The following is a 22,963-nucleotide window of genomic DNA, read 5'->3' as shown; positions in this document are numbered from 1 at the left end:
TTATAAAGATGAGAATATTACAAAATGATGAAAATTCTGTGTCTTATTGACGATAAAGATGTTCTAGCTTATCTAAAGCTAGCTTTTACTTCCTGACGGAGATTTTCTAGACTGCTAATGCCGTATTTGTCCATGACTTTTGGCAGATTTTCAATAATATCAGGACAGGCATATGGATTGGTAAAGTTGGCTGTTCCAACTCCAATGGCCGATGCTCCAGCCAGATACATTTCTAGGGCAGCTTCTGCCGAATCCACTCCTCCCATTCCAATGATGGGCAGGTCTGTAGTTTGGGCGACTTGGCGGATGAGTTTGAGGGCTACTGGAAAGACTGCTGGACCAGACATTCCACCTGTTCCATTGGCCAAGATTGGTTTTCTGTTTTTGAGGTCAAAACGCATTCCAACCAGAGTATTAATCATAGTCAAGCCACTTGCTCCCGCATCTTCTGCTGCTTTTGCAACGGTGACAATATCTGTCACACTAGGGGTTAGTTTGACATAAACTGGTACATCTGAGGATTCGACAGCTGCTTTCACCACATCATAAGCCAGATCAGGGTCTTGACCAATCAAGAGTCCATGATTACAGTGATCTACGTTGGGACAAGAAATATTGAGCTCAATAGCCTTCACATTAGCTGCCTTGGAAATACCATGAGAAACAGCAGCATACTCTTGTTTTGAAAAACCAGCTACATTGGCAATAATAGGAAGATTTGGATATTCTCTTTCCAGCCAAGGTAACTTTTCAGCCAAAACAACTTCCAAACCCGGATTTTGCAAGCCAATTGCATTGAGCATACCAGCAGGTGTCTCTGCTACCCTTGGAGTTGGATTGCCAAAACGGGGTTCAAGGGTCGTCGCCTTAATCATAATAGAACCTAAAAGGTCTAAATCATAGTACTTGGCATACTCTTGTCCAAAGCCAAAACAGCCTGATGCTGGAATAATCGGATTTTTCAAATCCAAGCCAGGTAGAGAAACTTGTAAACGATTTCTAGTCATAATTTTCTCCTTATAATACAACTGTTCCTGTGCGGAAAACAGGGCCATCTTCACAGACACGTTGGCTGACCGTCTCGCTTTCTGGCACTTTTAAGACACAGGCATAGCAGGCCCCCATCCCACAAGCCATACGAGATTCCAGAGATAGATAGGCTCTTGGGTGGTCATAAAAGATTTGATTGATATACTTCATCATTCCTGGAGCCCCACATGAGTAAACAGCATCAAATTGATTGTCTAAATCCTTGATGACAACGGACACATTTCCCTTGATACCATAAGAACCATCATCTGTCGTTATAAAAACCTGACTATATTGGGCCAATTCCGTCTCCAAAATAACAGCATCCTTATTAGCAAAACCAAGGACTGTCACTACTTTCACACCACGCGCATGCAATTCCTTGGCCACCTCAAGCAAGGGCGGAACACCAATCCCCCCACCAACAAGGAGTACCTGGCTCTGCTCATCAAGGTCAGACAAGTCAAAACCATTTCCCTGAGGACCCATCACATCAAGAGTGTCTCCCTGACTTAAGGTTGAGAAAATAGCTGTCCCAGCCCCTTCAATCCGATAAATAAGATGACACTGCTTATTAGCCTTATCAATAGACGAAATTGAAATAGGGCGACGCAAGAGATGGGCGTCATCAGGCACACGCAGATGAAGAAATTGGCCTGCTCGCATGGCCTCAACCATTTCCCCTTCTAGGACTAATTCAAAGATTGCTGGCGCGATTTCCTCTTGTGCGACCACCTTCATGGTTTCCAAACGAATTGCACCCAAACGTTTCTTACATGTGGGATTCATGACTTTTCCTCCTTAAATTTTAAGGGGACCAGATAAAGAAAAGACCTTACTTGTACAAGGCCTCAGTTAAAATCGTACAACACAAGAGAGCACACTCAAAAAGTCTCCTCTAGAAAATTGTACTATTCTTTTATCTGACACCTTGTGAGTCTCTCGGGACTCCCCTTAAAGGTTAAATTTTTACTAGTATACTCTTTCAGCTTAAAAAAGTCAAATAGAAAACGAACATTCCACTTGACTTCATGAGATTATTTTTCACGAATGACTTCGACCTTGTAGCCATCAGGGTCTTTAACAAAGTAATAGTTCGGTGCAGTTCCTGGTAGACCATTAGGCGCCGTTACTTCATAGCCTTTGTCGCTATGTTCTTTATGAAGAGCTTCAAGATCAGGGGTACTGAGAGCGATATGGGCAAACCCATCTCCAACCACATAAGGACCGTGATCGTAATTGTAAGTCAACTCCAACTCATAGTCGTCACCCTCAAGTCCTAGATAGACAATCGTGAAGGCATGATCTGGAAAATCTCTGCGACGCAATTCTTTAAAACCAAAAGCATCTTGATAGAATGCAATTGATTTTTCAAGATTTTCTACTCGTAAACAAGTGTGTAGCATTTTTGAAGCCATATTTTTCTCCTTTATTTTAAAAAAGACTGGGACAATCCTGTTCCAGTCTCATCAGTTATTATTTACCAAGTTTTGCTTTAGCTGCATCTGCAAGAGCTGTGAAAGCTGCTGCATCATTAACAGCCAAGTCAGCAAGCATTTTACGGTTAACTTCGATCTCAGCCAATTTCAAACCATGCATCAATTGTGAGTATGAAAGTCCGTTCATACGAGCTGCCGCGTTGATACGAGTGATCCACAATTTGCGGAAGTCACGTTTTTTCTGACGACGGTCACGGTATGCATAGTAGTAAGAGTTCATTACTTGTTCTTTTGCAGTACGGAACAAGATGTGTTTAGCTCCATAGTAACCTTTTGCTAATTTAAGAATACGTTTACGACGTTTGCGTGATACAACGCCACCTTTAACACGTGCCATGTTTTATTTCCTCCAAATATTTCCTAGAATTCTTTACTTACAGTCAAGCTATTATTTCAAGCGAGTAAGCATTGCTTTGATACGTTTGTAATCTCCTGAATGCACCATAGATGCTTTACGAAGATGACGACGTTGTTTCTTAGTTTTTCCGTGGAAACGGTGAGAAGTGTAAGCACGGAAACGTTTAAGTCCACCAGAACCTGTACGTTTGAAACGTTTAGCTGATGCGCGGTGTGTTTTTTGTTTTGGCATGATTTTTTCTCCTTTATTTAACTTTCTGACAATTATTTTTTGTCAGTCGCTGGCGCCAATTGCATGAACATTTGACGTCCATCCATTTTAGCACGTTGTTCGATGATGGCAATATCTTGAGTTGCTTCAGCAAACTCGGCTAAAACTTTTGCACCAATCTCTTTATGGGTAATCATACGACCCTTAAAGCGAATAGATACCTTAACTTTATTTCCTTTTTCAAGGAATTTGCGTGCATTGCGAAGTTTTGTATCAAAGTCACCCTTGTCAATAGTTGGACTTAGACGAACTTCTTTCACAGTAACAACACTTTGTTTTTTACGTTGTTCTTTTTGCTTCTTCTGGTACTCAAATTTGAACTTACCGTAGTCCATAATTTTTGCAACAGGCGGTTTGGCTTGGGGTTGAATCAATACTAGGTCAACATTAGCGTTATCAGCCAAAGCTTGCGCTTCACTGAGTGGCTTGATGCCTAGCTGTTCTCCTTCAAGACCAATCAAGCGAACTTCACGTACACGAATCTCATCATTGATGAATAAGTCTTGCTTTGCTATGGTTTTCACCTCTTTTGTTTTATTAGAGAAAAACAATAGCGGACTCGTAAATATACAAGCCCGCACGTTATGATAGCGTTTCTTAGAAACTTTTCATCCGTAGGGCCAGGCAACTTAATGTCACAAGGCGAGAAGCTCTCACTTCTGCTTTTCTCAACTTTTATATGATACCAAGTTTTCTAGACCTTGTCAAGATAAAAAGTTATTTTTTTGAAAAGTTTGTGCTCACTAACCAACCGTTTCGATTTTCCAACTTTTCCAACCTTTAAAGCGTATAGCTCCTTGCTGATCAGTTCGGTAAACTTTACTATTGATATCTTCCAGTCGGGACAAGGTTTCCTGATGAGGGAGTTTCGTTCGATTGTTCTTTCCAACTGAAATGAGAGTGATCTCCGGTTTGAGCTGTTCTAAAAAAGTTAAACTTGATGATTTTTTAGAACCATGTTGGCTAGCTTTCAAAACATCCACTTCTAGGTCAGGATATTGCCTCAGCAATTCCTTCTCTCCTTTCTCCTCCAAATTTCCCGTGAAGAGAAAGTGCTTATCCAAGAGTTTTCCATACAGAACCAGAGAATCATCATGACCTCCATCTCCAATTTTCCTTGGAGATAGGACTTCTAACTGACTTCCAAAAATTGGCAAGTTCTCTCCTGCTGTCACACTGCGCACCTTGGTTTGAGTCGCTTGTAGTTCTGCCACAAATTCCTTCTGTTTCAGACTGCCTTTTGATACTAAAATCTCCCCTACATGGAAAGCCTTAGTCACCTCCAACAAATCTCCAACATGCTCCTTGTCCGTATTTGTCAAAATCAGCTGGTCAATCTTGGCCACTCCTCGACTTTTGAAATAGGGAATCAAGGTTCGCTGGGCATTGCTGGTCGTCGCCTTTTCTTGCCATTTTTCGATTTTCTTATCAGATTTTGCCTTACCGCCCACATCTATGAGAATGGTCTTCCCATTTACATCCCGTAGGAAAATACTTTCTCCTTGCCCCACATCCAGCATGGTAATTTCATTTTCCAGTGGATACTTGGTCAGGAAAAAGAGACCCACAATAAGTAAGCTGAAGCCAGCTACTCTTTTGATATTTTTCCTCAAATCATAGACTAAAGCCAAGGAAATTAACAATAAGATTAAAAGCCATGAATTGGGTTGTCCAAAGACCAAAGGTCTACTTGCCACCTGTGACACTAAGCGAATCATTCCCTCTAACCATTCAAAAATAAAATTCAGCTGAATGACTGGATAGAGAAAGGAAAGGGCAAATAAGATAGACAAGAGGGGTAAGAAGACCAAGTCAAAAAGAAAGGAAAAGACAAAGGTCAAAAGAATTGACCAAGGTTGAAATTCTGCAAAATAGAAGGATAAAATGGGTAATATGCCCAAGGAGATGACTAGACTTTCTCTGGCAACAGCCTTGAGTCCCTCGCCTTCTTTGCTGGTCATGGTCAGGATAAAAGCATAAGTGCAGGACAAGACTCCTCCTGCTGTCAAGAAAAAGTTTGGCATGACAATAAAGAGGACAAGCACCGTCAGGGCAAAATTATCCAAGCCCTTAACACCATGTTGAGCCAGTAACTTCTGCAAGAGACTGCGAATGACTGATGCTGAAAACCCTGTCAGCCCTGCATAGACAAGGGAAAAGGGATAGGTCAGCCATTTCAACTTTTCTTGGGTCAAGCCCAATCGCAAGAGAAGTTTCTTAAATCCATCCATGAAAAATCCTACCTGCATACCAGACAAAGCAAAAAGGTGGATAATTCCTAAACTAGAATAAAGCTCATTCATCTCCTCAAAATCTGTATCCAGATGCCCTAACAAGAGCCCTGTCATGTAATTGCGCATAGGATCTGGAAAGTGCGTCTTAATCCAAACTACAGCCTTTCGGCGTACACTGGACAGGTTTTCACCTATATCCCAACTGCTAACCTTTTGAAGTGACTGGATTCTTTTAATATTGATAATCTGGTAAATTCCCTGAGTCTTCAGATAGGCTTGATAGTTAAATCCACCAAAATTCCTCTGCCCCTCTGGCTCCGAAAGTTTTCCTTCTAGTTCTATCTCATGAAGGGCTGTTAAATCTTGAAAGGCTTCTTTTTCCTCCTCAGACTGGAGTTTATAATAAACTTGAAAAATGCGTCCATCAGCCTTGCCACGAAAGGACAGACTATCTCCATTGACCTTAATAGTGTCGGGCAGAATCCGTACCCTTTCAACAGAATCCGCCAAATTTTGACTCGCTTGACCCTGTTGCCAATTTTGAAACAGAAACCAGAAGGCAAAGATTCCGCAAATAACTAGAACTTTTCCAGCAGGTTTCCAAGGAAATTGGATAAAGAGACAGATTAGCAGAAAAACAAAACCTAGCAGTGCGAGATAAGATGCTGAGAAAATAGCGTAGTAAAGCCAGAGCAATAGAAAACTCAGATAGATTAGGGGAAGGGGGAAATTCTTAATCCACTGTAACATAATCTTTTAGCTTTTCTATGGTCTTGGCACCAATGCCAGAGACTTTCTTGAGTTCATCAACCGACTTGAATTTGCCATTTGCCTCACGATGGTCGATAATGTCCTGAGCTCGTTTGGCACCTAATCCCTTGACCTGTTTAAGCTCTTCCAGACTAGCCTTGTTGAGATTGACCTTCTTTTCTTTGCTCGTTGAAGAGGCCGTCCCAGAAGCAGTCTGTTGACTAGCTGCTTCTTCTCCCTTAGATGGAACGTAAACCAGAGCCTCATCACTAACTTTCTGAGCTAGATTGAGCGACTTGCTGTCTGCTTGCTCTGTCAAACCACCAGCTTTCTGCACAGCATCATTGACCCGACTTCCAACTGGTAAATCATAAATCCCTGGTGTTTTGACAGCACCTTTCACATCTACTGTGATTAGATCTTGTTCAAGGGATTCTTCCTTTTCTTCCTTCTTCACTTCCTTTTCGGTTAATGAATCCTTGGAAACAGCTGCAACTTCTGCCTGCAAATTCGTTTCCTTGACAGGTGTGTGTGGAGCTGGTTTTAGTAGGAAAAATCCTCCTACAAGCAAGCCTAGACCAGTACAGATGACGATGATTTTATACTCTTTGATTTTCTCGATAATTGCTTCCATATTTTCTCCTCTCTTAGATTATTCGTAAGAGGAAGAAAAAACAGTCGAAAATTTCTTTTCAACTGCTTATTTATTTGCAAAATAGTCTTCCTTGGTCAAGACATAATGAACTCTTGTAACGATTCGGCCTTCTTCATGCTGGTCCATACAAGCATATGGTTCTGCATGGGAAAAACGCATGCCTGATTTCTCCATGACCTTTCCAGATGCAGGATTGTCCTTATCGTGAAGGGCGGTCAACTTGTTCATTCCAACCTTCTCAAAAGCAAGCTCAATCACGGCACGATTGGCTTCTGTCGTCAAACCTTGATTCCAATATTTTTTATTGATAATGTAACCAATAGCTGCCTTCTTAAGAACAGGATCAATCTTGTGCAAATCAATGGTTCCGATAAATTTGCCATTGCTTTTTAGTTCTATTCCCCAACGTCCTAAGGGATTGGCCAAGTAGAACTGAGCAATATTATTCTTGGTTTCTTCCAAGCTTTGATTGGTGGGAAAAGTGTAACGTGTATTATCCTTGTCCGAGGAATAGTCAAACATTGCTTCCGCATCATCCAAAGTTACAGGTCTAAGCAATAAACGCTCAGTCTCCATTATTGGATACTGGGATAGTTTTAAAAAGATTGATTCCATAGGATTCCACCACTTGAAAAGTTTCTAATCTCATACAAGGATATTGAATAAAACATTTAAAAAGCAAACTTATAGTAGATTGAAATAAGATATAAACAAATCAATCAGGAAAGTCAAATTAATTTCTAGAAATGTTTTAGTAGTCACAACGTACTATTCTAGCTTCAATCAACTATAGATTTAGCATTGAGATAACTTTAAGTACAAAAGAACTATCCTTCAGATAGAGGTTGAGGCTCTAATTCTTCACTCTCTTCTTTTTTAACTGGAGCTGGTTCATAAGCTCGGATAATCTGAGCGACAACAGGATGGCGAACCACATCCTTGGCTGAAAAATGAACAAAGTCAATCTGGTGAATGTTCTTGAGCTTTTCTTGGGCATCAATCAAACCGGACTTGACGTTACGCGGAAGGTCAATCTGACTGATATCTCCATTGACAATCATCTTAGAATTAAAGCCTAAACGAGTCAAAAACATCTTCATCTGCATGATAGTCGTATTTTGCGCCTCATCGAGAATGACAAAGGCATCATCCAAAGTTCGTCCACGCATATAGGCAAGGGGCGCAATCTCGATAATTTCACGCTCCATGAGTCGAGTTGTTTGGTCTTTCCCCAGAATCTGATACAAGGCATCATAAACAGGTCTAAGGTAAGGATCTACCTTCTCCTTAAGATCACCCGGAAGAAAACCTAGACTCTCTCCTGCTTCCACCGCTGGACGAGTCAGGATAATCCTCTTGACTTGCCCACGTTTAAGGGCAGTCACTGCCAAGGTCACTGCAAGGAAGGTCTTCCCTGTCCCTGCAGGTCCGATTCCAAAGGTCACATCATGCTGTTTGACACTGTCCACATAAAGCTTTTGACCTAAGGTTTTGACGCGGATAGGCTTCCCAGTATTGTCTTTAATGATTTCTTCTTCATAAAGGGCGACAAACTTGTCTATTTCATCGTTTTTGACCATGCTAATCGCAGTCACCACATCTGGCGTACCAACGGTCATCCCACGATTTACCAAGACCATCAAAGCCTGAATAACTTGACGGGCTTCCTCACAGGCAGTCTCTTCTCCCAAAACCTGCACAATCTCCGTACGAGCATGAATCACCACATCAAGCTCTTCTTCCATCAAACGAAGATGGCGTTCATTGGAACCAAAAAGATGAAACAGGTCATCTGGATGACTCAGTTGAATGTCTATTGAATGTTCCTTCAAATAAAGAACCTCTCTAATTCTTTTATTTCTTTTTATTATAGCAAAGGGGTGGAGAAATTACTAGCCCAAACCCAGTGAATCATGCTAGTGCTCTATGTATTCTTGCCAGATAGCGTCAAAGTCTCCTAGGTTAAAAGAGAAACTGGCATGCTCCTCCAAAAAGCGACTCACCTCATCAAAATCATCTGTGTGTTTTGGAAAGGCTGACTCTTCAAAAGCTAGGTCTGCCAAGATAGCTTTGGGACTGTTACTTTTAGGATTGCGCTCGGTCATGAGCCAAGTGTAAAATGATTTTCTCATATGTCTCCCTAAATCAACTCTGTCCCAAACTGGTCTTGCTTGATTTTACCAGCCTTCATAAGACCACCTAAAGCTTTCTTGAACTGACCTTTAGAAATGCCAAAGGTTGCTTTGATGTCGTCTGGAGATGACTTATCATTTAAGGTCATGAAACCACCATTGCTTTCCAAGTAGGTCAAAATCATCTGGGCATCATTTTCCAACATCTCAAAGGAACGTGGTTTAAGGGATAGGTTCAAAGTACGGTCCACTTCACGGAAACCAATAACGCGCGCATCTAAAACTTGACCCAAACGTGGCTCTGCGTAGCGCTCGCTAGGATGGATAAAGCCAAGCATGTTATTTTCTGGCAGGTAAACAAAAGTCCCTGACAGCTTGAGGCGGTAAACAATGGCTGGCCAGTTTTGGTTCTGCATGTTGTTGTAGGCAGGACGAGCCAGACGTTGGAAGTCTTCTTGATAAGCCAAGAGTCCCCAGATACGGTCTTTCTTGTCCACTTCAAGACGGATGTAGAGTTGGTCGCCCTTCTTAGGCCAGAGTTCCTTGAGCTCAGGGAGAATATCGAGTGACACAACGATTTCCTTGTCAGGAAGGCCTGTATCCACAAAGACACCCAAGTCTTTACGAACTTCCGTTACAGTTCCCCAACCAAATTGGTCCTGAGTGGCGGTCACTTCTAGAGTGGTCAGGCGGAGTTTTTGCTTCATATCCGTGTAGGCAAAACCTTTGACCGTATCCCCTACCGTATGTTGACCTTCTTCCTTAGCAAGAGCATAGGTTTGACCATCCTTTTGCACAAAGTAAAAACGGTCGTTTTCATCGATGATCAGTCCAACGATAAAACTTGCAAGATTTGTATTCATATTTCCTTCTTTCGAATAAAACTCAGCCAGCAATGCCAACTGAGTTTTTCTGTTTATTTTTAGACTTCCAAAAGTTCTTTCTCTTTGTTGGCAGTCATGTCGTCGATGTGTTTGACAGCATCGTCTGTTACTTTTTGAATGTCTTTTTCAAGAGTCTTCAATTCGTCTTCAGTGATTTCTTTTGCTTTTTCTTGTTTCTTAGCTTCGTCCATAGCATCACGACGGATATTGCGGACAGCCACTTTAGCATTCTCACCGACTTTCTTCACTTCTTTAGCAAGGTCACGACGAGTTTCTTCTGTAAGAGCAGGGATAACCAAACGAATCACAGAACCGTCGTTAGCTGGTGTGATACCAAGATCAGAAGCGTTCAAGGCACGTTCGATGTCTTTCAATGAAGACTTGTCAAATGGTGTTACCAACAAAACACGCGCTTCTGGAATCGTAATTGAAGCGATTTGGTTAAGAGGAGTTTCTACTCCATAGTATTCTACATGTACACGGTCAAGCAAGCTTGCATTGGCACGACCGGCACGGATACCACCAAATTCACGAGCAAGTGATTGGTGAGACTGGGTCATTCTCTCTTTAGCTTTTTCAATAATTGCGTTAGCCATAATCTTTCTTATTCCTTTTCTTAGATATTATTTGAAACTGTTGTTCCGATATTTTCACCAAATACGACACGTTTGATGTTGCCTGGTTGGTTCATGTTGAAGACAACCAAGTCAATGTCGTTATCCATTGAGAGGGTTGAAGCTGTTGAGTCCATGATACGAAGACCTTTATTGATAACGTCACGGTGGGTCAATTCTTCAAATTTAACAGCTGTCTTGTCCTTCTTAGGATCAGCATTGTAAACACCATCTACGCCATTTTTAGCCATAAGGATAGCATCCGCTTCGATTTCAGCTGCACGAAGGGCCGCTGTTGTATCGGTTGAGAAGTAAGGTGAACCAATTCCGGCACCAAAGATAACGATACGGCCTTTTTCAAGATGACGAAGGGCACGTCCACGGACATAAGGCTCTGCCACTTGTTGCATAGCAATGGCAGTTTGCACACGCGTATCGACACCAACTTGTTGTAATGAATCTGCCATCACAAGAGCATTCATAACAGTCCCAAGCATTCCTGTGTAATCTGCCTGAACGCGGTCCATACCTGCTTCTGCTGCAGGTTCTCCACGCCAGAGATTTCCTCCACCAATAACAAGGGCAATTTCGATACCTAAGCCATGAACTTCTTGAATCTCTTTTGCGATTGTTTGAACTGTTTGGATATCAATCCCTACGCCACGTTCACCGGCAAGGGCTTCACCTGATAACTTGATTAAAATACGTTTATACTTGGGATTCGCCATTTTCACTCTCCTTTTTTTATCCTACCTATTTTATCACAATTTCTAAGATTTTTATAGTATCATGAGCAATTCTTTGAAAAAAATTAGACCGTTAAAAATTCTTCTAAGTCGCTAAGAGCGCGCTCTGCAATTTTTTCATAACGAGCCTTCTTATCACGAATACGCTCGCCTTCCAACTCCTTGATAATCCCAAAGTTGACATTCATTGGTTGGAAATGTTTGCTGTCAGCATGGGTGATGTAATGAGCTAAGCTTCCAATCGCTGTCGTCTCTGGGAAAACAGCCTCGCTTTCTCCCTTGAAGAGACGAGCCGCGTTAATTCCCGCAACTAATCCTGACGCTGCTGATTCAACATAGCCTTCCACACCCGTCATCTGACCAGCAAAGAAGAGATTTGGTTGTTTCTTAGAACGGTAAGTCTGCTCAAGAAGATTTGGTGAATCCATGTAAGAATTGCGGTGCATAACACCATAACGAACAAATTCAGCATTTTCAAGACCTGGAATCATTTGGAAGACACGTTTTTGTTCTCCCCATTTGAGGTGGGTCTGGAAACCAACAATATTGTATAGGCTACCAGCTGCATTATCCTGACGAAGCTGGACAACTGCATAAGGTGTTTTGAATTCTCCATCACGAGGTCCTGTGTAGTCGTCTGGATACTCAAGTCCAACTGGCTTCATAGGGCCATAGAGCATGGTTTTAATGCCACGCTTGGCCATAACTTCGATAGGCATACAGCCTTCAAAGTACTTTTCTTTTTCAAAAGAATTGAGCGGTGCTTCTTCCGCATTGACCAAGGCTTCATGAAAATCCATAAACTCTTGTTTGGTCATAGGGGCATTGAGGTAGGCCGCCTCTCCCTTGTCATAACGAGACTTGAGATAGACCTTGCTCATATCGATAGTGCTAACGTCAATAATAGGGGCTGCCGCATCGTAGAAATAGAACCCATCACCATCATTAAGAGCATGAATTTTTTTAGCCAGAGCATCGCTGGTCAAGGGACCAGTCGCCACAACTGTAATAACATCTGTCGGCAATTCTGTAATTTCAACACGCACCACTTCAATCAAGGGATGATTGGCAACTTTTTCGGTTACCATTTGGGAGAAACCATCACGGTCCACCGCAAGCGCACCACCTGCAGGAACACGTGTAGCCTCAGCAGATTCCAAAATAACAGAACCCAAGCGACGCATTTCTTCCTTGAGGAGCCCGACAGCATTTGTCAGAGCATCTCCACGAAGAGAATTAGAACAAACTAACTCTGCAAAATTGTCTGTTTTGTGTTGAGGTGTTGACTTGACACCACGCATTTCATAAAGTTTAACTGGAATACCACGTTCTGCAATTTGGTAGGCTGCTTCAGAACCTGCCAAACCAGCACCGATAACATTGATATAAGATTGAGACACGACACTAATACCTCTTTGGGAGTGTGAAGACAAGGTTCACATTGAAAAAGCCAACCGAACTTGCCTAGCTTTCGAATTTCTTGGCTCAGGCTGAAAAAGTCCACAGGACTTACTTCGCTTTCGAATTTCCTGGCTCAGGCTGAAAAAGTCCCCCAGACTTTTTCACTCCCACAAATCTTTCTAATTTTTTCTTCTACTAGTATAACAAAAAAAGGGAAGAAGGCAAACTTCCCTGTTTAGTCATTTTCTTGATGTAAAGAGATAGTGAGTATTCCAATTAAAAATCAATTATATGCTACTCTATAAAATCTTTTCCACGTAACGGATCGATAGGGACTGTTATTCTATCTCTTGCTATAACCGTATTATCTAAAACAGCATAACATTCAACATAGTGGTCTCCTTTAAACTGAGAATCTTCGTGATGTTTTATTTTACCTGAAAAAATAGCACCACGCTCACAATTTCTTCTAATTGCCTCAGCTCCAATATTTCTTACTTTCCAATAATATTTAACATCAGACAAAAGATTATCTGGAATATCTGATTGTATAATTTCAAAATCAAGAGATTTTCTATTTTTAATCTTAAATCTATTCTTTAAAAAGTCTGAAAGAAGTGCTTTTCGAAAACCATCCTGAGTAATTTCACACTCCAAAACAATATTATATCGGATATCAATACTAAACAATTCATCAATAAATTCTTCATTCGAAGCTCGATTTGTGGTAGAAGTGGATTGAGCGAATTTTCTACCAAATAGCTGTCTATAAACTTCAGTAAGTTTCTCTTCTGAAGCGTCTTCTATTTTCTTGAGAGCCTGCTTAGCTTTATTGATAAATTTTGCTCCATCACTATTATAAATCTTTTGATTACTACCTAAAGCATACCAATACTCTCTATTTTTATCTTGACTTGAAAAGTATTCAAAAATATCTTTCAAGAGAATATTATAATCAGAGTAATATATTTCAGAAATACCTTTATCATCAATAAAATCAGATATCAAAGCATCTATCAACAGCCCCTTAAATGAAAAGCCCATATGATTTTTCCATCGTCGTATGAGCCTTGTTAAGTTAGAGAAGTGATTATTAAAATTCGAATTTAAAGATTTACATTTTTCAATTTCAGGCTTTGGTTTAGTAGTTTTCCAAGAGCCTCCGTTACGAGAATCAGGATATTTAAAATTACCATCAGATTGTTCGAAAGCTGGAACTAACTCAATTTTTCCACCATCCGAAAAATCAATAACAACGACCTGTCCGTCTCCTTTTATTTTTGTATTTGGGTATCTTTTTAGTAATTCGTTTTTTATTTCCTGTAGAAGTGCTGATTGACCATTACCCTCATAAGAATCAAATCGTCTATACACTTCTGAGGGTAGTGAAAAAATATAATCAAAATCACTAACATTTCGAACAGCCGTCGTTCTCCCCACACTACCAACAATCAAACCATTGTCAATTTCTTCATCTTCAAGCTCATCTAAGGAATAGTATTTTCGATTAAGTCGTTTCGTAATCTCTTTTAATCTATTCTTCCATTTTTCCCATTCCTCGTCCGTCATGGGGAGTTCGTCTTCGCAAAATTCTTTAAAATCATTAGATAAAGACATTACTCTTCCTCCTTAATTTCCATCAATTCTTTTGGAATAAAGTATCTATAATCTTCCTCATAATCATTATCTTTTCTCGATTTTATTAGTTTTGAAGCCTTGGATACATTTTTGGGAGAAGCATTAGAAAGTTGACTATAAGTAGCATCTCTTCGAAATTTTAATTCTTCGAAAGATTCTTGGATTTCACTTGATGGTTTTCCATTGTAAACCACCTCAGATAAAAGAATTTCAGCTAACACTTTAAGATTCCAAAGCTCATCAACAGATTTCCTCTCCAAAGCTAGTCGTTCCTCAAAGTTAAACTCCTTGGTGATACTAAAAATTATTGTAGTGACTAATGATAAAAATGCTGTAACAAGCTTTATCCAATATTCATCAAACCAAAGTATTCCAACTAAGCCAGAAGAGACAACTCCAGAAATGATTATTGTTGCTATTCTAAACCATCGAATATAGCTTTCTAACTCGTCCATTCTAACCGCATGAATTTTATGAGTCCAACCTACATTTACTATAAATTTTTTAAGTTGAAAGTGTAATTTTTCTTGATTTTTCGACATTAAACCTCCTCCTTACTATTTTTGCTTATCTTGGTATGTTTCCCAAACAAATGACACTACCGTTAATGCAGATCCTACAACAACTGAAGCATACCTTGGTGGCAATTCTATAAAGTTAGCTCCCTTACCATGACCATCACCTTTATCATTTCTAAGACTGTTAATACCCTTGATAATTTGATTCAAACCACTTAGAACTAGCTTTACATCTTGATTATTTTTTGCTGAAATATTTTCATTAGAATCCAAGTTTAAAAATTTAAAGACTTTCTTTTGCAAAGTTGCAATATCATTAGAATTAGAATACTCAATTTTTTCATGGTCTAAAATATGTTTAAAACATGATTCCAACAATTCCTTAGCTTTTCCAATAGCGTCCGCTGGAGAGAGAAATCATTTCATTCATAATCCCCATTTGCTTATCTATATAGTCGCTATCAAAATAGTCAGATAAAGATTCAGCAACATTATTTAAGTAGGCCATTTGTGAGACTTCATACTTCGAAAGTCTCTCTTTCAATTTCAATGCCTGAGAGTTCCTCTCTTCAGTTTTCTCGTAATATGAGTCAGGAAGGTCTTCATAATATCTAAGTAAATCTAAAGCTAATTTTAAAACCAGTTCATCTGGTTCGTTATCTACAAAAGCCTGTAAAGCTTTCCCTTTTGAACCTCCATATTTCTCTTGAATATTTACTCCTACTGAATTAAAAGTAAAATTAGCAAAAGTAGAGTTAGAAAAATTTAATACATAACCGTCACTATTAAAAAATACTTTTATAAAACTCTTATCTTGAAAATTTAATTCCATATCAAGTTCCCTAGATTTAAAACATCAACTCGCTTCAAACAAATCCAGTTGACCAAAACTTTCTTCGAGTTTCTGTTGCTTTGCAATTACATCACTATTTCGTAAATCTGACACTAACTTTTCAGCAATATACCACATCATTACTGGTGGAATAGCATTCCCCAGCATTCTATATTGAGCACCTTCTGAACCAAGCAATTCATAGTTTTCTGGAAACGACTGAATACGTGCAACCTCTCTTGGAGTATAGCGACGGTAACGTCCATTTTCTAACAAAACAGGGTCAGTGCTATTTAAGGATACTTTTGCTAAATGAGAACTAACCGTATTACTCGGCTGTTCAATGTCTTGTGCTCGTCCTTTATTCATTTTTTTGCCAGATTTACTATTTAGCATTCCTTGTACAGCCCTCTCGCTAAAATAATACTTTTCATCAATATCTTGCTGAAGAATTACTTTTAGTGGTGTATAATCTTCTACATTTTGAATAGGCTCTTCAGGAAATTCAAAAGTAAAATTCAAATCCTTTCGAATACCAACAATAAACACACGCTCTCTCTTTTGCGGAACGCCGTATTTGGTGGCTACGCAAAGTTTATAAGAAACATTATAACCAGCTTTTTCGAACTCTTCAATAATTAGAGGAAAGGCTTCTTTATTATTTGCAGACAAAATTCCCTTAACATTTTCGGCAAAAAATGCTTTTGGTTGATGAGCTTTTAACACTCGCACCATCTCAAAAAACAATGTCCCTTTTTCGTCTTTTATTCCTAAGCGTTTCGGATTTTGAGCACTAACAGAAAATGATTGACAAGGAAAACCTCCCGTTAAAATATCGAAAGATGGGATTTCATCTGATTTTATTTCTCGGATATTTCGATTGTCTGGAGTAACACCAAAATTCTTTTCAAACATTTTATTGGCACTGTCTTCAATATCATTTGCATAGACAATCTCAATTTGATTGTCGGCATAATGTTTACCTAAAAAATCAAATCCACCAGCAAAACCAATATCCGTTCCACCACCTCCACTAAAAAGAGAGGCAAGTTTTAGTTTCTTCAAATTAAATTCTCCTCAAAGCCAACTGACGATGAAAAACGGACATCATATCCATCTTTTCTCTCAATCAGAAGCATCTTCTCATTTTTGACTAACTCATACAAATTCTTGATAATAAACAATTTTTTGCTATGTTTAGAAATCTGCAAACGATAAATATAGTATCTATCACGCACAGATTTAGCAGTTCGCCATTCATTTGGTGTGATATGAAACGAATTAAAAGTAATAGAAGCATTGCTGACAGTTGTTTTGACTTCAATATACTTTCTCAGCTCAGAATCATCACACTCAAAAGATTGAACATCGTAGCCGACACCAAACTGTGTTGGAATAAAATTCACCAGATGGAGCAACTGTTCTTGCCCATGTTCTCGTAATTTTTGTTTTTCATGATTGATAACAATAGCTTCTCCCGAACTCCCTACAACAGCGGTAGATATTTTCTCGCTGTATTCGATGTGTTCAGTTAGATGTCCGATAATATCTGTTTTCTCTTCAGTAAAATCAATATCACTTGGAAGGTAGAGATTAAAGTTTGTCCTAAAATCAATATCTCCTAAATCACGATTGACATATTCGAACCAAGCACTTCTAAAATTTCGAACATCTTCAATTGTCGTAGAAGCATTTCCAATAAATTGAGCATAGCCATCAAAGGTAGCATCTGATTGCAAAAAGTCATTTATTGCTTGCTCTTCCATAGAATTTATTTTATACCTACCACCTTGAACAGTTAGTAAACTCGCTATAACCATGTAATCTAAAATATCTTTGGCATATCGAATAACATCTCCTTTAGTATCGTAAGCTACTTTAGACGCTCTATTCTCTTTGATACGATTCCATATTTCCAAAACAGGCTCTCTATCACGAGTACATCTCAAATCATTAAAGATACAATGGGCGACTTCTTCATCGGTGAGGTAAATAGTTTTTTCTTCAGCTTGTGAGGCTTCTGTAAATAGTTCCAGTAGATACTGAGCTGGCTTAAATTGAACTCCGATTTGACAAAGTTTAAAAATCTCGTTATCTTTTAGATGCCCACCAGGATATTCAAAATTATACAAAAAGGTTTTAAAAAAGCGAATAAGGTCTTGGTCTTCAGTCAATTCCTTAGCCCTATTTCCTGAATAGACAAAACCTTCTTTCTCAATCATCATTCCAAACAAAGAAGAAATCTCTGTTCGCCAGTTATTGATTGTTTTCTCTGTTTTATCTGCATTTCCTGCATATTGTTTGATAATGTCATTTAGTTGCTGACTAAATTCCTTTTTAGGCAATATTCCCAAATAAGAAATATTCGTTGCCATATAAACAAGTACATTTTCGACATCATTTTTAAAACGAGGTCTTGGGTGATGTAGTCTAAAATAATATTTCTCTGGAACTTGATACATAGTTACTCTTCGTTATTTTTTAAATATTTCAGTAAATTGTTTGCAATCTGCTGAGCCATTAAAGGAGGAACAGCATTACCAACTTGTCTAAATTGCTGTGTTTTACTTCCGTAAAAGATAAAATCATCTGGAAAAGATTGTAGACGAGCAGATTCCCTCACTGTTGGCACACGATTATACTTATAGTGGAAATGATGTCTATGCCCCGTATCAATCGTAGGAGCTGGCTTCCAACTAGCAAATCGTGTCCAAGCGACATTAAATTTTCTTGTTTCTCGTAATTCCTCTGGGAGATTTTTATAATTTCCACCATCAGGGACAAGGGCAATTGTACTTGTCACTTTTTCTGAATGCTTGGCTGCAACGTGGTTCAAAACCACATTTGAACGTTTTCGCATTAGTTTTTGATAGTCATTTTGTGGTTCTGAAACATAAGACATTGCTATCTCGCCAAGTTCATTTTCTAATGTTGGCAAATCAGAAATTGCCATCTCTGTTGTAATGATTGTTCCCAGTGCATCAGGATATTCAAATCCATCATTCCTCGTCCCCACAAAAATAACACGCTTTCTATTTTGAGGAACTCCATAGTCAGAGGCCAGTAACACTTTAAACTGAACCTTATAACCCATTTTCGAAAACTCTTCTATGATAGTATCTTTTATTTGCCCTTTAAACAAACTAACAATCCCAATCACATTTTCAATGACAAAAGCAATTGGCTGTATTTCTCGAACCAATCGAATATAAGACAAATAAAGTTTGTTCCTTGGATCATCAAATTTTCTAGGTCCAGAAAGCGACATCCCCTGACAAGGGGGACCACCTACAATTATGTCAACTTTTTGTTCTCCAATTATTGGTTTTATATCTTCCTCATAAGATATATTCGCAATATCTCCACATAATATTTCTGAATTCTGATGATTTTTTTGAAAGGTTTCTAAGGCTTTTTCGTCATTATCAATTCCTAATAGAACATTAAATCCAGCCATCTCGAATCCATAAGATAGACCACCTGCTCCTGAAAATAAATCTACAATGTTATATTTTTTCAACTGATAAACTCCACACTATTTTCTCATATATAATTATACCATACTGCGTACTTAAAAATAATTCTAATAGAGTACATCATATATATTTAACATAAACTGAATGAACATTGTTTTTATTTATTCACTACTCAATCAATTCTATGATTTAGACTCCGAATATTATCATCACTAATTAAGTTAAACAGAAACAGACAGAATTATTACATTCTGTCTCCCTTTATTGATTTTCTTCCCAGTCGTGATAGGCAGCGTAGAGTTGACTCTTATTCCACTGGTAAATCTTAGCGACTTCCTTAATAGCTTGATTTTTCTTCATGCCTTGCTGGATACGAGCTTGGATTTCTAAGAACAAATCTTCCTCGTCTTTTTCTTCCACATCCTGACTGGCACCTTCAACGATGAGAAGGCATTCTCCCTTAAGTGGCGTTTCAGAGATGCTTTCCAGCAATTCAGAGATCTTTCCTCTTTGGTATTCTTCATAGATTTTAGTCAATTCCCTGACCAAGACCACCGAGCGATCACCATAGACTTCTAACATATTTTCAAATGTATCTGCCACACGATGGGGCGATTCGTAGAAAATTTGTGTTTCAGGATAGTCTTTTTTTGAGTCGAAAAATTGCTTCTGCTGACCTGATTTTCTCGGTAAAAAGCCGTAAAAGATATGTGGCTGTGGCGCTAAACCACTGGCAATCAAGGCAGAAATCCCTGCAGAGGCACCTGGAACTGTGACAACGGCAATATCTTCCTCAATAGCTGCCTTGACTAAATCATGACCAGGGTCTGAGATACTAGGCAAACCCGCATCGGATACCTGAGCAATACTTTGTCCTGCTTTCAGGAAACCAATCAAATCAGGAATTTTTTCCTTGGCATTGTGCTCATGAAAACTGATTTGCTTGGTAGAAATGTCAAAATACTTGAGCAATAGACCTGTATTTCGCGTGTCCTCAGCAGCAATCCAGTCCACTTCTTTCAAGGTCTGAATAGCTCGAAAGGTCATATCATCTAGATTGCCAATCGGCGTTGCCACTAGATACAGCTTGCCATAGGGAGACTGCCCCTTAAAACTTTTTTGAATCTGCATGCCTACTCCCTGTACAACAACTCATCACAGAACATACATTCCTCGTCCTGCTCTCGACGTTGTCCATAAAAATCATTACATACGTGAAAACCATCTTTATAAATTCGACGGACACTTTCACGAACATGCTTAGCCTTGACAGGAGCGTCTGCTTCCACCTCACCCAAGCGTTCACGCAACTTACTATTTTCCAAGCGAAGAGCTGTATTTTCCTCTACCAGGCTCTTGAGATTTTTCTTGATGGCTTCCACATCGGCCAAGGTTACCAATAACTGTTGAGAAAAATCATCCAGCGCGTCAAATAATTCTTTTTTGTCCATAAAACAGCCCTTTCCTTTCTTTATCATTCATTTTTTAGTTTATATTTCTTTCAAGACCAGATATTCCATGGCATTTTGAAAGCTGACATTAGCTTGCCACATTTTTCTAGCTTCTAGCAAATCTTGTAGAATCACTCTTACTCTTGCTTGTAGGATATCTTGCCCACAGAGGACTTCAAGAATCCGTAAAACCTGATCTTGTTTTTCCTTGTCATCTACCAAACTAGCCAATTTAGCAACTTGCAGATAACTTTCTTTTTTCTTAGCTACTAACCAAGTCAGCAGGCGTTCACTTTCATCGACCAAGGTCCAAAAGCCTGCCTGATTAGCCAACTTTTCTGCTTCAGCTCGCGATTGACTAAACTGAGCTAGGAGAGTCGCTTTTTTCTTAACCAGTCCCATTTGTTCTAAAAGCAAGATAAGTTTTTCTTCTTGCTTTTTAAAGTGGAAAATCTGGGTCCGACTTCGTATTGTCGGTAAAATCTTTTCTTCATCGCTGGTCAAGAAGAAAATGTAAACCTCACTCTGGGGTTCTTCGATGACCTTGAGCAGAGAATTAGCTGCGTTGGGATGCATTTTCTCAGCTTGCTCGATAATAAAAACCTGCTGCTGGCTTTCAATCCCTGCTTGAGAAAACTGACCCACCAATTCTCGAATGCGTTCTGTCTTAATGACCTGATTAACTGGTTTAATCAAGGTGACATCGGGAAATTCTCCCTGTTCAATCAGCTTACAATTTCGGCATTTCTCACATGGTAAAACGCCTACCTTATCCGTACAAAAGAGGCTCTTAGACAAAAACTGCGCCATTTCCAAACTTCCAAAAAAACCTGAAAAGAGATAGGCATGATTGAGCTGGTCTTGTTCTAAGATACGGACAAAACGGTCAAACTGTTCTGGCTGCCAAGCCTTTAGTTGATCTTGTTTCATTTATCCAAGTCCATTCTCTCAAACAAAACTGACTTGGTAGTTTCCACAACCTGCTCCAAAGGGAGGCTAGCATCAATTTTAACAATGCGATTTCCTTCTTTGTCCAGAAGAGAAAGGTAGCCTTGACGGACTTTCTTATGCAAGTCCAGCCCTTCCAAATCCAAACGATTGACCTCGCGGTCACTATTAGCAGCAATACGAGCCAGTCCTTCTTCCACCTCGATATCAAAATAGAGTGTCAAATCGGGTTCAAGGCCGTCTGTCGCAAAGTGATTGAGCCAGTTAATGGCGTCAATATCCAAGCCACGACCAAATCCCTGATAGGCAAGAGAACTATCGATGAAGCGGTCCATAATGACCAACTTGCCAGCTTCAAGGGCTGGAAGAACTTTTTCCACCAAGTGCTGTCTGCGACTGGCAATATAGAGAAGGAGCTCTGTTTTAGAATCAATCTGAGTATGACTTGGATCCAAAATCACTTGACGAATCTTCTCCCCGATCAAGACTCCACCAGGTTCACGAGTCGTCAGCACCTCTACTCCTTTTTTCTCTAAAATTGGAAGCAGAGCCTCTAAAACACTGGTCTTTCCTGCTCCCTCTGGTCCCTCAAGAGAGACTAAAAATCCTTTTGACATGTCTAACTCATTTCTTTTTTACTACTTCTATTTTATCAAAAAAATAGATATTGTGAAAATCTTTTTGGACACTGATTTTAAAGAAGTATAAAAGAGGTAGATTTCTCCACCTCTTATTTACCAAGTTTTTTAGTTCGTTTGTAGGCTTGACCAACTGCCTCCATGACTGTTCCTCGAAAAGCATGCGCTTCTAGGCTTGCTACACCAGCGATAGTCGAACCGCTTGGGCTACAAACTTGGTCTTTCAAGACCCCAGGATGCTCTTGGGTTTCTAGGACCAATTGTCCAGCTCCTACCACAGTTTGAGCCGCCATTTTCAATGCCGTTTCTCTTGGTAATCCCGTCTGAACACCCGCATCTGCCAAGGCCTCAATAAAGAGATAGACAAAAGCCGGTCCACAACCTGCAAGACCTGTCGCTGCGTCGATTAAGCCTTCTCCTAGCTCAACCAAGAGACCAGCCTTAGTTAAAAGCTGACAAAATAACTCACTGTCCTCAGCCTTGCAATTAGAAGACAAGGCATAACTAATCACTCCTTGTCCAATAGAAGCAGGGGTATTTGGCATCATACGAATAATTCGGTGCTGACTTGGAAGAAGACTAGCGAGTTTTTCTAAGGTCAATCCAGCTGCCATAGAAATCAAAAGAAGACTTTCTCGTTTTTCAAGGATAGTCTGGTATTGAGAAAGCAGTTCAGAAAACTGAGCAGGCTTAACTCCTAGAAAAATCACATCTGCTTCTGCAAAAATTTCTTCATTGCTGGAAGCCTGACCTCCAAAGTCAGCAATGAAAGCATCCACCTTGGCTTGACTACGATTGGCAAGGAGAATCTCATCTGACGGTCTAGCCTGCAAGACAGACTTAGCCAAGCTAGCACCCATATTCCCCAAACCGATAAATCCAATCTTCAT

General features: G+C 39.6%; 27 protein-coding genes and 1 other annotated feature. All 27 genes read right to left on the bottom strand.

The window, feature by feature from the left end; all coding sequences use genetic code 11:
* Nucleotides 1–68: 68 nt before the first annotated feature.
* On the bottom strand, nucleotides 69–1,055 hold the full coding sequence (locus B7699_RS06430) for a dihydroorotate dehydrogenase (RefSeq protein ID WP_192852008.1): 987 nt from the start codon (nucleotides 1,053–1,055) through the stop codon (nucleotides 69–71).
* On the bottom strand, nucleotides 1,018–1,818 hold the full coding sequence (locus B7699_RS06425) for a dihydroorotate dehydrogenase electron transfer subunit (protein WP_084927573.1): 801 nt from the start codon (nucleotides 1,816–1,818) through the stop codon (nucleotides 1,018–1,020). The genes B7699_RS06430 and B7699_RS06425 overlap by 38 nt, the downstream gene beginning before the upstream one ends.
* Nucleotides 1,819–2,066: 248 nt before the next feature.
* Nucleotides 2,067–2,447: a lactoylglutathione lyase gene (gene gloA / locus B7699_RS06420; protein ID WP_084927571.1), complete on the bottom strand. Its 381-nt coding sequence runs from the start codon at nucleotides 2,445–2,447 to the stop codon at nucleotides 2,067–2,069.
* A gap of 58 nt (nucleotides 2,448–2,505) precedes the next feature.
* On the bottom strand, nucleotides 2,506–2,865 hold the full coding sequence (rplT, locus tag B7699_RS06415; protein WP_000124834.1) for a 50S ribosomal protein L20: 360 nt from the start codon (nucleotides 2,863–2,865) through the stop codon (nucleotides 2,506–2,508).
* A gap of 51 nt (nucleotides 2,866–2,916) precedes the next feature.
* Nucleotides 2,917–3,117, bottom strand: coding sequence for a 50S ribosomal protein L35 (gene rpmI / locus B7699_RS06410; RefSeq protein WP_001125943.1), 201 nt, complete (start codon nucleotides 3,115–3,117; stop codon nucleotides 2,917–2,919).
* A 32-nt stretch (nucleotides 3,118–3,149) separates the two neighbouring features.
* The gene (gene infC, locus B7699_RS06405; RefSeq protein ID WP_000848180.1) at nucleotides 3,150–3,680 is read right to left on the bottom strand and encodes a translation initiation factor IF-3; all 531 of its coding nucleotides are present in this window, start codon (nucleotides 3,678–3,680) and stop codon (nucleotides 3,150–3,152) included.
* 15 nt (nucleotides 3,681–3,695) lie between these two features.
* Nucleotides 3,696–3,827 (bottom strand) — a sequence feature (ribosomal protein L20 leader region).
* Nucleotides 3,828–3,899: 72 nt separating this feature from the next.
* Nucleotides 3,900–6,140, bottom strand: coding sequence for a DNA internalization-related competence protein ComEC/Rec2 (locus tag B7699_RS06400; RefSeq protein WP_084927569.1), 2,241 nt, complete (start codon nucleotides 6,138–6,140; stop codon nucleotides 3,900–3,902).
* The gene (locus tag B7699_RS06395) at nucleotides 6,124–6,774 is read right to left on the bottom strand and encodes a helix-hairpin-helix domain-containing protein (protein WP_084927567.1); all 651 of its coding nucleotides are present in this window, start codon (nucleotides 6,772–6,774) and stop codon (nucleotides 6,124–6,126) included. Before B7699_RS06395 ends, B7699_RS06400 begins: the two co-directional genes overlap by 17 nt.
* Nucleotides 6,775–6,840: 66 nt before the next feature.
* A complete protein-coding gene (locus tag B7699_RS06390) occupies nucleotides 6,841–7,410 on the bottom strand; it encodes a GNAT family N-acetyltransferase (protein WP_084927565.1) in 570 nt (189 codons plus the stop codon).
* 212 nt (nucleotides 7,411–7,622) lie between these two features.
* Nucleotides 7,623–8,627, bottom strand: coding sequence for a PhoH family protein (locus B7699_RS06385; protein WP_084927562.1), 1,005 nt, complete (start codon nucleotides 8,625–8,627; stop codon nucleotides 7,623–7,625).
* A gap of 84 nt (nucleotides 8,628–8,711) precedes the next feature.
* Nucleotides 8,712–8,927: a YozE family protein gene (locus tag B7699_RS06380; RefSeq protein WP_001232083.1), complete on the bottom strand. Its 216-nt coding sequence runs from the start codon at nucleotides 8,925–8,927 to the stop codon at nucleotides 8,712–8,714.
* An 8-nt stretch (nucleotides 8,928–8,935) separates the two neighbouring features.
* Nucleotides 8,936–9,790, bottom strand: coding sequence for an RNA-binding virulence regulatory protein CvfB (gene cvfB / locus B7699_RS06375; RefSeq protein ID WP_001095459.1), 855 nt, complete (start codon nucleotides 9,788–9,790; stop codon nucleotides 8,936–8,938).
* 59 nt (nucleotides 9,791–9,849) lie between these two features.
* Nucleotides 9,850–10,407, bottom strand: a complete 558-nt coding sequence (frr, locus tag B7699_RS06370) for a ribosome recycling factor (protein WP_001262225.1) — start codon at nucleotides 10,405–10,407, stop codon at nucleotides 9,850–9,852.
* A 20-nt stretch (nucleotides 10,408–10,427) separates the two neighbouring features.
* Entirely contained in the window at nucleotides 10,428–11,153 is a 726-nt protein-coding gene (pyrH, locus tag B7699_RS06365) for a UMP kinase (RefSeq protein ID WP_084927560.1), read from the bottom strand.
* An 83-nt stretch (nucleotides 11,154–11,236) separates the two neighbouring features.
* A complete protein-coding gene (trmFO, locus tag B7699_RS06360) occupies nucleotides 11,237–12,571 on the bottom strand; it encodes a methylenetetrahydrofolate--tRNA-(uracil(54)-C(5))-methyltransferase (FADH(2)-oxidizing) TrmFO (RefSeq protein WP_084927558.1) in 1,335 nt (444 codons plus the stop codon).
* 295 nt (nucleotides 12,572–12,866) lie between these two features.
* The gene (locus B7699_RS06350; RefSeq protein WP_084927554.1) at nucleotides 12,867–14,189 is read right to left on the bottom strand and encodes an SMODS domain-containing nucleotidyltransferase; all 1,323 of its coding nucleotides are present in this window, start codon (nucleotides 14,187–14,189) and stop codon (nucleotides 12,867–12,869) included.
* The gene (locus tag B7699_RS09485; protein WP_142358328.1) at nucleotides 14,189–14,752 is read right to left on the bottom strand and encodes an SLATT domain-containing protein; all 564 of its coding nucleotides are present in this window, start codon (nucleotides 14,750–14,752) and stop codon (nucleotides 14,189–14,191) included. The genes B7699_RS06350 and B7699_RS09485 overlap by 1 nt, the downstream gene beginning before the upstream one ends.
* 15 nt (nucleotides 14,753–14,767) lie before the next feature.
* Nucleotides 14,768–15,106 (bottom strand): abortive infection family protein, encoded by a 339-nt coding sequence (locus B7699_RS09735; RefSeq protein ID WP_239822213.1) that lies wholly within the window; start codon nucleotides 15,104–15,106, stop codon nucleotides 14,768–14,770.
* 4 nt (nucleotides 15,107–15,110) lie between these two features.
* Entirely contained in the window at nucleotides 15,111–15,560 is a 450-nt protein-coding gene (locus B7699_RS09730; RefSeq protein ID WP_239822212.1) for a hypothetical protein, read from the bottom strand.
* 24 nt (nucleotides 15,561–15,584) lie between these two features.
* Nucleotides 15,585–16,625: a DNA (cytosine-5-)-methyltransferase gene (gene dcm, locus B7699_RS06335; protein ID WP_084927553.1), complete on the bottom strand. Its 1,041-nt coding sequence runs from the start codon at nucleotides 16,623–16,625 to the stop codon at nucleotides 15,585–15,587.
* A complete protein-coding gene (locus tag B7699_RS06330) occupies nucleotides 16,622–18,022 on the bottom strand; it encodes a protein NO VEIN domain-containing protein (RefSeq protein ID WP_084927551.1) in 1,401 nt (466 codons plus the stop codon). Before B7699_RS06330 ends, dcm begins: the two co-directional genes overlap by 4 nt.
* A 2-nt stretch (nucleotides 18,023–18,024) precedes the next feature.
* Nucleotides 18,025–19,080, bottom strand: a complete 1,056-nt coding sequence (locus tag B7699_RS06325) for a DNA cytosine methyltransferase (RefSeq protein ID WP_084927549.1) — start codon at nucleotides 19,078–19,080, stop codon at nucleotides 18,025–18,027.
* A gap of 217 nt (nucleotides 19,081–19,297) precedes the next feature.
* Nucleotides 19,298–20,167 (bottom strand): 16S rRNA (cytidine(1402)-2'-O)-methyltransferase, encoded by an 870-nt coding sequence (rsmI, locus tag B7699_RS06320; protein WP_084927547.1) that lies wholly within the window; start codon nucleotides 20,165–20,167, stop codon nucleotides 19,298–19,300.
* Nucleotides 20,168–20,169: 2 nt separating this feature from the next.
* Nucleotides 20,170–20,487 (bottom strand): DNA replication initiation control protein YabA, encoded by a 318-nt coding sequence (gene yabA, locus B7699_RS06315; protein ID WP_000358227.1) that lies wholly within the window; start codon nucleotides 20,485–20,487, stop codon nucleotides 20,170–20,172.
* A 39-nt stretch (nucleotides 20,488–20,526) separates the two neighbouring features.
* A complete protein-coding gene (locus tag B7699_RS06310) occupies nucleotides 20,527–21,417 on the bottom strand; it encodes a DNA polymerase III subunit delta' (RefSeq protein WP_084927545.1) in 891 nt (296 codons plus the stop codon).
* The gene (gene tmk, locus B7699_RS06305) at nucleotides 21,414–22,052 is read right to left on the bottom strand and encodes a dTMP kinase (protein ID WP_084927544.1); all 639 of its coding nucleotides are present in this window, start codon (nucleotides 22,050–22,052) and stop codon (nucleotides 21,414–21,416) included. The genes B7699_RS06310 and tmk overlap by 4 nt, the downstream gene beginning before the upstream one ends.
* Nucleotides 22,053–22,165: 113 nt before the next feature.
* Entirely contained in the window at nucleotides 22,166–22,963 is a 798-nt protein-coding gene (proC, locus tag B7699_RS06300) for a pyrroline-5-carboxylate reductase (RefSeq protein ID WP_084927542.1), read from the bottom strand.

Origin of the sequence: Streptococcus mitis (assembly GCF_002096835.1) — a bacterium.
Lineage (GTDB): Bacteria > Bacillota > Bacilli > Lactobacillales > Streptococcaceae > Streptococcus > Streptococcus mitis_W.
The sequence above is the reverse complement of the archived record's forward strand: the minus strand, read 5'-3'. Positions and strand labels throughout refer to the sequence as shown.